Origin of the sequence: Epilithonimonas hispanica, assembly GCF_003385395.1 — a bacterium.
In the GTDB taxonomy this organism is placed as follows: Bacteria; Bacteroidota; Bacteroidia; order Flavobacteriales; family Weeksellaceae; genus Epilithonimonas; species Epilithonimonas hispanica.
Genome location: NZ_QNUG01000024.1, coordinates 1 through 12201, shown reverse-complemented (window position 1 = coordinate 12201; position 12201 = coordinate 1). Strand labels below are relative to the sequence as shown.

General features: G+C 39.0%; 8 protein-coding genes. 5 read left to right on the top strand and 3 right to left on the bottom strand.

Going from position 1 to position 12201, the window contains the following annotated elements; all coding sequences use genetic code 11:
* Positions 1-64 precede the first annotated feature (64 nt).
* On the top strand, positions 65-2188 hold the full coding sequence (locus DRF58_RS11665) for a Tex family protein (RefSeq protein WP_116035633.1): 2124 nt from the start codon (positions 65-67) through the stop codon (positions 2186-2188).
* Between the two features lie 879 nt (positions 2189-3067).
* Complete coding sequence (locus DRF58_RS11660; protein WP_116035631.1) at positions 3068-4507, top strand: FAD-dependent oxidoreductase; 1440 nt, start codon at positions 3068-3070, stop codon at positions 4505-4507.
* A gap of 44 nt (positions 4508-4551) precedes the next feature.
* Here DRF58_RS11660 and DRF58_RS11655 read toward each other — a convergent pair whose 3' ends face one another.
* Complete coding sequence (locus DRF58_RS11655; protein ID WP_116035630.1) at positions 4552-5337, bottom strand: AraC family transcriptional regulator; 786 nt, start codon at positions 5335-5337, stop codon at positions 4552-4554.
* A gap of 107 nt (positions 5338-5444) precedes the next feature.
* On the opposite strand from DRF58_RS11655, the gene DRF58_RS11650 reads away from it, so the two are divergent.
* From DRF58_RS11650 to DRF58_RS11640, 3 genes are read left to right on the top strand one after another with little or no spacing between them, the layout of a single operon-like run.
* The gene (locus DRF58_RS11650; protein WP_116035628.1) at positions 5445-6761 is read left to right on the top strand and encodes a TolC family protein; all 1317 of its coding nucleotides are present in this window, start codon (positions 5445-5447) and stop codon (positions 6759-6761) included.
* A 1-nt stretch (position 6762) separates the two neighbouring features.
* Entirely contained in the window at positions 6763-7809 is a 1047-nt protein-coding gene (locus tag DRF58_RS11645; protein WP_116035627.1) for an HlyD family secretion protein, read from the top strand.
* A 13-nt stretch (positions 7810-7822) separates the two neighbouring features.
* On the top strand, positions 7823-9397 hold the full coding sequence (locus DRF58_RS11640; RefSeq protein ID WP_123902402.1) for an MFS transporter: 1575 nt from the start codon (positions 7823-7825) through the stop codon (positions 9395-9397).
* A 99-nt stretch (positions 9398-9496) separates the two neighbouring features.
* Here DRF58_RS11640 and DRF58_RS11635 read toward each other — a convergent pair whose 3' ends face one another.
* Both DRF58_RS11635 and DRF58_RS11630 read right to left on the bottom strand, forming a co-directional pair.
* Positions 9497-11065, bottom strand: coding sequence for a M20/M25/M40 family metallo-hydrolase (locus DRF58_RS11635; protein ID WP_116035623.1), 1569 nt, complete (start codon positions 11063-11065; stop codon positions 9497-9499).
* 252 nt (positions 11066-11317) lie between these two features.
* Positions 11318-12031: a 3-ketoacyl-ACP reductase gene (locus tag DRF58_RS11630; RefSeq protein ID WP_116035621.1), complete on the bottom strand. Its 714-nt coding sequence runs from the start codon at positions 12029-12031 to the stop codon at positions 11318-11320.
* Between the last annotated feature and the right edge of the window lie 170 nt (positions 12032-12201).

Sequence of the window (12201 nt, the reverse complement as noted above, 5' to 3'; positions counted from 1 at the left end):
GGAAAGTAATTGCAGTCTGTACTTTCGGTTCAAAAACACTATTTTCGCTGTTCAAACTACCGAAATGACAACTTCTGCCTACATACAACAGCAACTTAATCTTCCTACCAAAAGTATTGACGCAACTCTGCAACTTCTCTCAGAAGACTGTACCATCCCCTTCATTGCACGATACAGAAAAGATAAAACTGGCAATCTGGATGAGGTAGCGATTGAAAATATTGCTAAACTCAACAAACTTTTCCTAGAGATCATCAAAAGGAAAGACAGCATCCTGAGATCTATCGAGGAACAACATGCTTTGACACCCGAACTGAAGCAAAAAATAGAACAAAGCTTTGACCTGCAGGAGCTAGAAGACTTCTACCTGCCTTATAAAAAACGTAAGAAAACCAAAGCTGACTCTGCCAGAGAAAAAGGACTGGAACCGCTGGCAAAAATCATCATGAGCCAGAGAAATGACGATATAGATTTCTTGGCTTCCAAATATGTGAATAACGATGTTGCCAACGAAGACGAAGCTTTGCAAGGTGCAAGAGACATTATTGCCGAATGGGTGAATGAAAATCTCTATGTCCGAAAAAACCTGAGAAGACTTTTCCAGAGAAAAGCCATCATCTCTTCCAAAGTGGTGAAAGCTAAAAAAGATGAGGAAGCAGCTCAGAAATTCAGTCAGTATTTTGAATGGCAGGAAGTGCTCAACAGAATCCCAAGCCATAGATTATTAGCCATGCTCCGCGCAGAAAACGAAGGTTTTGTAAAAGCATCTGTGGATGTAGATAAAGATGAAGCATTAGACCTCATCGACAAAGCTATTATTAAAAGTAATAACGCCTCTGCCAAACAGATAGAACTCGCCATTACAGATTCTTACAAACGACTATTAGAACCTGCACTTTCCAACGAAGCCCTGCAAGAAGCTAAAGAAAAGGCAGACCAGAAAGCTATTGAGGTTTTCTCTGATAATCTGCAACAGCTGCTTCTGGCCTCTCCTCTGGGAGAGAAAAGAATCTTGGCCATTGACCCTGGTTACAGAACAGGTTGCAAGGTAGTTTGTCTGGATGAAAAAGGCGACCTCCTGCACAACGAGAATATCTACCCCCACGCACCCCAAAACGAAAGTGGAATGGCGATGAAGAAAATCCGCTCGATGGTGAATGCTTATAATATCGAAGCCATCTCCATCGGAAACGGAACTGCCAGCCGAGAAACGGAGTTCTTTATCAAGAAAATCGCCTTTGACAAACCAATTCAGGTTTTTGTGGTTTCAGAAGCCGGTGCTTCGGTGTATTCAGCCAGTAAGATTGCCAGAGATGAGTTCCCAAGTTATGACGTGACTGTTCGTGGTGCTGTCTCTATCGGACGAAGATTAGCAGACCCTTTGGCAGAGCTTGTAAAGATAGATGCTAAATCCATTGGTGTTGGACAATACCAGCACGATGTGGACCAGACCAAACTGAAAGAAGAATTGGACAACACAGTCATCCGTTCCGTAAACTCCGTAGGGATTAATCTGAATACAGCCAGTAAATCGCTCCTAAGCTATGTTTCCGGAATTGGAGAAAAGATGGCTGAGAACATTGTGGCTTACCGCTCAGAAAATGGCGCTTTCTCTGAAAGAAAGGATTTGAAAAAAGTACCAAGACTGGGCGAAAAAGCTTATCAACAGGCGGCTGCTTTTGTGAGAATCAAGAACGCTAAAAATCCTTTGGATAACTCTGCTGTACATCCTGAAGCGTATAAGCTGGTAGAAAAAATGGCAAAAGATTTGGAATTGAAAACAGAGGATTTGATTTCCAATAAAGAGAAAATCGCCTTGGTGAATCCAGAAAAATACGTCACCAATGATATTGGAATTCTCGGTATCAAGGATATTTTGAAGGAATTAGAAAAGCCAGGACTAGACCCAAGAAAAGCCGCCAAGGTGTTTGAATTTGACCCGAATGTCAAATCCATCAAAGACGTCAAAATCGGGATGGTACTTCCTGGCATTGTGAATAACATTACGGCTTTTGGATGTTTCGTAGATTTAGGAATCAAAGAAAGTGGACTGGTACACATCTCTCAACTGAAAGATGGTTTTGTCTCGGATGTGAATGAGGTTGTGAAACTCCACCAACACGTGCAAATCAAAGTAACGGAAGTGGATGAAGCCAGAAAGAGAATTCAGCTGACGATGGTTTTCTGATTCTATGACATAGTTATTAAATACAAAAGCAGTCTCATTTTTTTAACCACATAGGCACATAGGTTTTTTATAAACATTTAGAGAAAATAGTCCCTAATGGATTTCTATTTTCCCTTGTTTTATAGTACCTCTCCAGATTTAAATTGAAACTCTTTTAACCACATAGACACATAGTTTTGTATAGATTTAAGATGAAATAGGAGCCTGCTTAGTTCTATTTTCTCTTTTGAGAGTTAAACATTTTGTTTTTTCTATGTGCCTATGTGGTTTTTACTATTTTTGAAGATGGTTTTCTGATGTTGTATTAATTCTTTTTATGATGAGTATTTAATAAAAAAAATCTATTCTACCACAAAAGTCACAAAAGCTTTTAAATGCAGTAATTTATATATTTAACTTGGTTCGGATTAACAATTTACATTAAGCTTATTGAGAATCATTATAAAATTATTATCAATAGCGTCGGGCTTTAGCCCGATGTATAGAATTGTAATTAAAAAAAGGGTTTAGCCAAAATATCATTTCAATTTTGGCTAAAGCCTTACATTCTTTTTCATATTAGAATGGGCTAAAGCCCATTCCTATTGATGTTGCATCATTTTCTTAACCCAAGCTCAAGTTATTTATCAATGTTCAAAAAAGAGTTATCATATTGTCTTATTTTAATTTTAAGGGAATTAGATTTACTGTACTTTATACCTTATAAACCTTTTGTGACTTTTGTGGTTGTAAAATATTAAGAGAAAATAATCTCGTATAACTTTCTATTTTCAATTGTTTTAGCTTAAATACTATGATTTTCTATGTGCCTATGTGGTTTTCACTATTTTTGAAGATTCTATTTTAGTTTTACATTAATCCAAAAATTTGTTTTCCAAAATGACCAGCTTCACCAGTTGTCCCGATTGTATGGGACTCGGCAAACAAAAGCGCAGAATCAAGAAGAGTCTACGGCTTCGTTATTTGCTGGAACTGGAGCAGTTTGAAAAAGCCAATGGAGAAGGCACACCACCTATCCGTCCAGAAGCCTCTTTGTACATCTGCCCTACTTGCGCTGGTTCTGGACTGGTATCTTCACTAGACTTTCCAAAACCTGATAAAGAGAATTATCCTCACGTCGCCATTATTGGAGGTGGGATTGGCGGTACAGCATTAGCTGTGGCTTGTCTGCACCGTGGGATTCCTTTTACGCTGTATGAACGGGATAAGGCTTTTGATGAGCGTTCCCAAGGCTATGGGTTGACTCTGCAACAAGCGAGTAAAGCAATGGAGGGATTTGGGATTTTTGATTTGGACAAAGGCGTGGTTTCTACAAGACACCTTGTCCATAACCCAGATGGAAAAGTAGTCGCTGAATGGGGAATGAGAAAATGGATGCAAGGCAGCACTAAAACTTCTCCAAAAAAAACTAATATCCATATCGCCCGACAGTCTCTGCGACAAGCATTAATCCAACAACTTGGTAGTGATACTACCATACAATGGGGACATCAGCTCCTAGATTTTAAAGACAACAAAGACGGTGGAATTGACCTTAATTTCCAAGTCAATGGCAAAGTAAAAACGGATAAAGCGGACCTCATCGTAGGCGCAGATGGTATCCGAAGTGCAGTCCGTAGCTTACTGATTAGCGAAAAACGATCACCATTGCGTTACTTGGGTTGTATTGTAATATTAGGGATTTGCCCTTTGAGCGCGCTTGAAAATATGAATAGCCATTTGTTGGATTCGGCAACGGTATTTCAGACGGCTAATGGGAATGAGCGTATCTATATGATGCCTTATGATTCAGATTCCATAATGTGGCAACTGAGTTTCCCAATGACAGAAGAAGATGCCAAAACCCTGAGCACCAAAGGTAAAAAAGCGCTCAAAGAAGAAGCTATCCAACGTACACAATGGCATTCTCCCATTCCAGAGATATTATCCGCCACCCTTGAAACTCAAATCTCGGGCTATCCCGTTTATGACCGTGCATTGCTGAGGTCAGAATGGTTGGAAAACTCGGGAAAAGCAACCTTAATTGGTGATGCTGCCCACCCAATGAGCCCTTTCAAAGGACAAGGTGCCAATCAGGCTCTACTGGATGCCTTATCTCTGGCTCGTACCATTTTCAAAGCCTGCAGACCACCATCCAACTGGCGAGAAAAAGGCATCAGAGAAAGTGTGTTAACCGCATTCGAATCTGAAATGATAGAAAGAAGTTCTGTAAAAGTACAAGACTCTGCCTTAGCTGCTCAGTTTCTGCATTCTGAGATTGCACTGTATGAAGGTAATGAACCGCGAGGTAAGGTTTTGAAGCGGAAAGGAAAGCTTTGAAACTAAGGTCTATCTGGTTTTAATCATTAATTAAATAATTTTGATTAAGTAATCATCTTCCGCATCTGTGACGGTCGCATCCCTGTATATTCGTAAAAAGCATTGCTGAAAGCCGCGAGAGATTCGTAACCCGTTGCATTGGCAATCTGCTCGATAGAGTAATCTTTCCGCTTCTGTAAAAAACTAATCGACTGGATAATCCGATATGTCTTGAGATACTGAATAAAAGAAATATGAAGTTCTTTTTTGAATAATCTGCAAAAACTCCGCTCACTCATATGAAACTGATCGGTCATCTCACTCAAGGTCAATGGCGTATGGAAGTTCTGATGGATATACTGCAAGACCTGCTCTATCTTGGGATGTTCGGAAGTAGGAAGCTGTAGCTTGATTTGCTGCTCTGTCATCAAAGGAAGAACATCATACAAAGAAAAAAGTGCAGCAGCGTAAGGCTCATTATAGTCCACAAACTGATGAGACCAGCGTTGGGAAAAATTAATCAGTTCTGTAATGAGTCGATTGGCGGGATAGATTCCCAAATCTTTGTAAAAGGCCTTCTCTGAACTTTTGAAATAAAAAGAATGCAACTGAGTGGCGTGATGCGACACATCCAGCTTATGAGGCACCCCTGCAGGAATCCATAAAAAGTGCATTGCCGGAACCACTAGATACTCATTCTCTATCGTGACATACGCCACACCGCCTTCTACAAAACTCAACTGGTCACGCTTGTGGGTATGCATATCATAATGCCTCTCAAACCGCTCGTGCACCAGATAAACATCTTTGGGTGAGTCATCTATCTCTTGAAGGATATCCAATAATTTCATACTCAAAGGTAAATAAAAATGGCAGGAATCAACAAAAATTAGTCTATTTTGTATAAAATTACATCACATAAAAGCCTTTAGTTTTGCACTTTAAAATTAAACGCAAAATGTTTTGTAAAAAATACAGGCTTATTCTAGCACTATCAGCCTGTCTATACCAGCTTTCTCTTAAAGCCCAAGAACAACAACTAACGCTTCCTCAGCTCTTTAGCAAAGTTGAAACCCATAGCAAAGAAATTGCTTTGGAACAACTGAAACTACAATTGGCTGAAACCAAAATTAAACAAGCTAAATCTAACCAACTTCCAACATTAAGCTTTTCTGCCTCTATAAGACACGCCACCAATATGCCTGTCTATGTCAACGGGATTCTTCACAAACCTGCCCAGCACGACATCATCCACACGCTTTACAACACAGAGACCAATCTGTATATGAATCTCTTTGATGGTTTCAAACTAAAAAATGAAATCAAACTGGCGAAGATTCTTTCTGATATTTCGGTAACCGATAAAGAAAAACTCATCAGCCTTACCAAGCTGAAAGCCACCAATCTTTTTATAGACCTGCATTTGCAATACCAATGGAAAACCACAATGCAAAACGATATTGCAGAAAAAGAACATCAGCTTTCCGAAATAAAAAACATCTACAAAGCCGGAATTATCCTGGAAAGTGATGTTCTGCGCACCGAGCTGGAACTTAGTAAAAGAAAAATGACCCTCACCGAGATTGAGAATAGCATCATCGTTTTGCAACAACAGATCAATGTCTTAACCGGTGAAGATGACAAAACCATCATTGAACCAGAAATAGCGCCTATTGAAGAAGAAACAACAGCTTTATCAGTAGATGACTACATCGAAATAGCTCTGGAAAAAGGCTACGATGCAGAATTATCTGAACAACACACCCAAGTGGCAGAAACCAAATTAAAACTAGACAAAGGCAATTACTATCCTAAAATAGGTCTGATAGGTTCTTTCCAATTTGCCAATCCGCAAGTGTTCCTCTATAACTACAACCCCAATTGGTACAGTTTGGGGCTCGTAGGTCTGCAAGCGTCTTATGACATCAGCAGTATCTACCACAACAAGCATCAAGTGCAAGAAGCTAAAATAGAATTGAGTTCTGCCCAACTGCATCATCAATTCACCAATGATAACATCCGAACCCGAATCTACAAAGCTTATTACGAATACGACGAAGCCCTAAAACACGAAAAAGTCTTTGAACAAAATCTGCAATATGCTAATGAAAATGCGAGGATTTTGAAAAACGCTTATTTCAACCAGACCGCGCTTATCACAGACCTTTTGGATGCCAACCTCTTACAAGTGCAAGCCCAATTTGAACTTGAACAATCCAAAATGAACATCCTGAAAAGCTACTACTCTCTAAAATACGAAACCGGAACCCTATAAAATGAAAGTATCTCATCGTAAAACCCTAGTCAAATTCACCTCTGCTATCGCGTGGATTTTTGTGCTTTTTGTTATGATAAAAGCCTCCATCTCTATCTATTATTTCTTACATAATGAAACCACAAATGATGCTCAGGTGGTGGAATATATCAATCCTGTGATTGCAAGAGTGAGTGGTTATGTAAGAGAAGTACGGTTTACTGATTATGACAACGTAAAAGCAGGCGACACATTATTCATCATCGATAGCCGAGAATATAAGCTGGATGCCAACCAAGTAGGTGCAGAACTCCAAAAACAAAATGCCAATACCCAAGTCTTGAACCAACAAAAACAAACCTTGGAAGCAGAAGCTCAAGAAGCTTACCAAGCCATAGAAGCGGCCAAAGTAAAAGTGTGGAAAGAAAATCTGGAATATGAAAGATACAAGCAACTGTACAAAGAAAAATCTGCCACAGCACAAAAACTGGAACAGATAGAAGCCAGCCTTAATATCTATAAAAGTGACTTATCACAAGCAGAACAACATTACAGAGTTGCAAAAGAAAAAGCGGAAGACCTTAATCAGGAAAAAGCCATCATTGGCGCAGAAAAATCACGATTGAATGAAGTAAAACAACGTAAAAATCTGGACGTGAGTTATACCGTAATTACTGCGCCATATAACGGGCGATTAGGTAAGCGTAAAATAGAAAAAGGACAAATGATTGACGACGAAGAACACCTTTGCTACATTGTGAACGATGAAAACCCTAAATGGATTATGGCCAATTTTAAAGAAACTCAGATTTCACATTTTGGAATTGGTGACAAGGTTTCTATCACGGTAGATGCTTATCCTGATGAGAAATTCGAAGGAAAGATATTGGCTTTCTCTCCGGCAACTGGTTCTAGTTTTTCTTTACTTCCTCCGGATAACGCTACTGGGAACTTTGTGAAAATAGTCCAGCGTATTCCTGTTAAGATAGAAATCATTAACCTCAGCAAAGAATGGCGTTCCAAAATACTTTCCGGGATGAATGTGACTGTCACCATCCCTCATCATTAATCCAACATAAAAGATGACTTTATTCAAAGAATGGGTTCCGAACTGGCTGGCAAAAATGATACTTTTCACATTGCTGCTACCCAACATGATTATGTTTTTCTTACCAATGGCGAACGAAGACGTTGCTGCGGGTTATTACGGTATAGAACCCAATGACATCCAGTTTACGATTTCGCTTTACTATGCAGGCTTTGCATCATTCTATTGTTTGGAAAGGAGATTCTACAATTACTTCACTTCCAAGCAATACTTTATCCAGTTTCAGTTGTTCCAATTGTTGTGTTGTTATCTGCTGTTTTCCTCTCAGATTCTGCTGGTGGTTTTCATTGTCCGATTTGTTCAAGGGATGCTTTTTGCGAGTGCCGTGAATCTCTATATGTCGATGGCTATCAGATTTATGAAATCTTACAGAGCAAAAGAAGTTACTTATAGTTTGTTCTTCGGGATGTTGCTTTGTACGACATCTTTTAACAACCTGATTACCGCAGACCTCATCGACCAGTATAATTTTGACATTGTCTATAAACTATCGATGGTGATGTTTGCTGTGAGCGTAATCATTGTTTTGGTTTGCATCTCTTCTGCCAAAGTATTTCATCGACACACGTTGATTCAGTTGGATATGAGCAGTTTTATTTTGCTGGCTGTAATATTAATTGGATTGGGCTATCTGAGTGTCTATGGACAACAATATTATTGGTTTGAAAGTGTTAAAATTATTCAGGTTTCGGTAATGGTTGGTTTGGCGACATTGTTATTTGCTGTTCGTCAGTTAACTTTAAAAAGACCTTATATTGATCTTTCTATCTTTAAACAAAAACAATATCTGTGGGGCGCAATGCTCTTGTTCTTTATGTACATCGAGCGATTCTCTTTTACCTATGTCGGGAGTTTTTACAAAAATGTGCTTCATATGGACCCAAGGCATATCTCGTATATGTTTGTCTTTAATCTCATCGGAATAATTGCTGGTGTGGCTTTGGCGGCTTGGCATCAAATCAAACAATCGAACGTCATCTGGCTCTGGATGTGCGGTTTTGTTTCATTGATGATTTATCACATTTGTATGACACAGATGCTGGATAACGCAGGAAATGAAAGCTACTACAGTATTCCGCTATTTGCACACGGATTGGGCGTTGGACTGATAATGGTTCCTACGATTTTGTTTATCATCAGTATTGTTCCTTATTATCTTGCGCCTTCTGCCGCTGCTTTTGGGCTGGTTATAAGATTCTTAGGCTACACAACCAGCACTTTTTTGACTAAATTTTTTACAGTTTACCACTACAATCTGCATTATAACAGATTTTTGGATTATATCAATTACAACAATCAATACTATCTGGATAAAATCAATCAAATTAAAGCTTATCTCGAAAATAATGGTTTGGAGGAGAAAACAGTTCCACTAGTAACACAAAAAGTATTCAAAGCACAACTGGACAATCAGATTCTGCTAAGGTCTATTATGGATTATTATTCTTTGATGATTTGGTTTTCTATGGCGATTTTGTTTTTGCTTGTCTGTTATTATATCCGAGAGAAAAAAGTGTATGTACACTTCCGACCATTACTACCTATCTAAATTTCAAAATCAAAAAAAGCGACAAAAAATTTTGTCGCTTTCTTATTTATTTTTGATTGAAATCTAATTTCTAAACTCCAATATCAATTTTCTTTTAGATTAATAATCTTTACTGCTTCTTTTCGGCTCTCTTGCTTCTGGCCATTTTACAGCAGTTCCTTTGTCATCATTCGGCATCACACGCTTTTCTCTGCTTACAAACTCTGGGTCTTCCGAAGCCATATAAGCTAAAGTGGCGGTCAGAATCACATTATTTTTCAACTCATCAAAAACGATTTTGTCATAAGTATCTTTGGTCGTGTGCCAAGTGTAACCGAAGTAACCCCAGTTAAGCGAACTCAAAGAAAATCCTGGAACTCCTGCTGCCACAAACGATGCGTGGTCGGAACCGCCACCTCCCGGCATTCCCGGAAAAGTACTTTTGATTTGGTCTTTCACTTTTTTAGGTGCTGCATCCAGCCATCTTCCGATGTAAGCATAAGAATCTTTGAAACCCTGTCCACTGATATCTACTACTCTACCCGTTCCATTATCTTGATTGAAAACCGCCTGCACACCTTTGATGATTTCCGGATTATCAGCAACAAAACCTCTTGAGCCATTCAGACCTTGTTCCTCACTTCCCCAAAGTCCAACAACAATGGTACGTTTTGGATTTGGATAATATTTTTTAAGGATTCTCATTGTTTCCAGCATTGTCAAAGTTCCCGTTCCGTTGTCAGTCGCACCTTGCGCGCCATCCCAAGAATCGAGATGAGCAGAAAGAATCACATATTCATTCGGTTTTTCTGAGCCTTTTATCATTCCGATGGTGTTGAAAGACTTAGCTTCTGGTAGAACTTTGGATTGTGCATCTACTTTAATTCTCGGTTTTGTACCTTTTTCTGCCATTCTATACAACATTCCGTAATCTTCTAAATCGATATCGAACATTGGAATTGATTTGGTCTTAGCTCCAAAAACACGGTTGGTACTATGAATTCCTGTCCAGTTGGAAATGGCAATTCCAGCAGCTCCTGCTTTTTCCAGAGCTTCTGGCAAAGTTGTATTATCATAACCGATTGTTTTGATATAATTTGCGAAATCTTTTTTAGACTGCACTTTTTCAGCTTTTAGTTTTTCATATAATTCTGGTGTTGCAAATTCTTTAATCTGTTCATCAGAACGACCAATTTTCTGATATTGTGCCATCAAAACTATTTTTCCTTTTGCAGAAGGCAACCATTTATCAAACTCCGCTTTGGAAGATACTTTTGGAAGGATTAGAGCTTCTGCTTCTACTGCTTTTTTAGTTGCTGGACTCCACGCCAATTGTGTTGCAGACAAGGTTTTGGTTCTTGGATAAACCAAATCTACGTGTGTAGTTCCACGCTGCCAACCTTTCCACGTTCCGAATTGCTGAAGATTAGCATCGATTCCCCAAGATTTCAGTTTATCTACTGTGTAATTGTTAGCAGCTAACATCTCAGGTGTTCCAACAAGACGCGGTCCGATGCCGTCCAAAAGTTCGAAAGCCATATTTTCCAACTGGGAATTATCATTGGCTTCATTAACAAAACTTTGAACGATTGGATTGAGTTTTTCTTCGGATTTGTTTTGAGCGTTGACTAAAGTGATCTGCGTTGCAAAGAAAACAGCAGACATTGCTAAAATTGAGTTTCTCTTCATATCTTTTATTTGATTCCGATAAAGATAGGGATAAGTGTATTTAAACGCAAAGATTAAATAACGAAACCATTCCTAAGCTAAAAACCCTTCGAATCCGCTCAGGGTGACATCTTTATATCTATCGAGAAAGTTGTTAAGCTGAGCGGAGTCGAAGCCTTATAACAGATACTTAAATAGAACTTAATATAAAACAAAACCCTTTCAAAGTTTGAAACTCTGAAAGGGTTGATATGTAGAATTGCTTTATTCTAACTAAGGATTAGTCGAGAAAATAGAACCGTTCGCAATCAATGCGCGTCTGTTCATCTTCAGGATGTCTCTCACCCATTCTGCAAAATCTTCCGGCTGAAGAACTTTATCCGGATTACCGTCTGTCAAACCGCCATTGATGCTCATATCGGAAGCAATCGTGCTCGGAGTCAAGGTAATCACGCGGATATTCTGCTTTCTCCATTCTGCCATCATCGACTGCGAAAGAGAAACAACCGCCGCTTTGGAAGCTGCGTAAGCCGACATATTTGGTCCGCCTTTCAATCCTGCTGTGGAAGCGACATTCACAATGTCACCTTGTCCTTTTTCTTTCAAATAGGGATAAACCGCTTTGGTTGTGTAATAAACACCGAAAAGATTGGTTTTGATAACTTGTTCCCAAACGTCAGAAGCCATTTCCTCGATGCTTCCAAAGTCACCGATTCCTGCATTGTTGACCAAAATATCGATTCCGCCTAATTCGTTTGCCAGAGATTCGATTCCTGCTTTTACTTCTAATTCGTTATCGACGCTGAAAACGGCGTAAGCTACTTTCACCCCGGTTTGTCTCAGTTCGTTAACTGCTATTTTGAGATAATTTTCGTTTCTTCCTGTGATCCCTATATTAACGCCTTCATTCGCTAATGCCTGAGCAACAGCTCTTCCAAGACCTCTTCCACCACCTGTGATGATGGCGTTTTTACCTTTTAAATTCATATTCTTTAATTTCGAGGCACAAATTTACCAAAGGATTGTTTAACAGCAATATTATAGGTTATGATTTAACATAACCTGAGTTCGGGATAAGAAATGAAATAAAATTTGCAATGAAAAGTAATAATTCGTATATTTAAGTTTCTGAAATTCAAATATTTAACGAATTATTA

Coding starts and splice junctions, on each gene's coding strand:
- DRF58_RS11645 (WP_116035627.1), top strand. CDS start 6,763: ATGAAAGTATCTCATCGTAAAACCCTAGTCAAATTCACCTCTGCTATC.
- DRF58_RS11635 (WP_116035623.1), bottom strand. CDS start 11,065: ATGAAGAGAAACTCAATTTTAGCAATGTCTGCTGTTTTCTTTGCAACG.
- DRF58_RS11660 (WP_116035631.1), top strand. CDS start 3,068: ATGACCAGCTTCACCAGTTGTCCCGATTGTATGGGACTCGGCAAACAA.
- DRF58_RS11665 (WP_116035633.1), top strand. CDS start 65: ATGACAACTTCTGCCTACATACAACAGCAACTTAATCTTCCTACCAAA.
- DRF58_RS11655 (WP_116035630.1), bottom strand. CDS start 5,337: ATGAAATTATTGGATATCCTTCAAGAGATAGATGACTCACCCAAAGAT.
- DRF58_RS11640 (WP_123902402.1), top strand. CDS start 7,823: ATGACTTTATTCAAAGAATGGGTTCCGAACTGGCTGGCAAAAATGATA.
- DRF58_RS11650 (WP_116035628.1), top strand. CDS start 5,445: ATGTTTTGTAAAAAATACAGGCTTATTCTAGCACTATCAGCCTGTCTA.
- DRF58_RS11630 (WP_116035621.1), bottom strand. CDS start 12,031: ATGAATTTAAAAGGTAAAAACGCCATCATCACAGGTGGTGGAAGAGGT.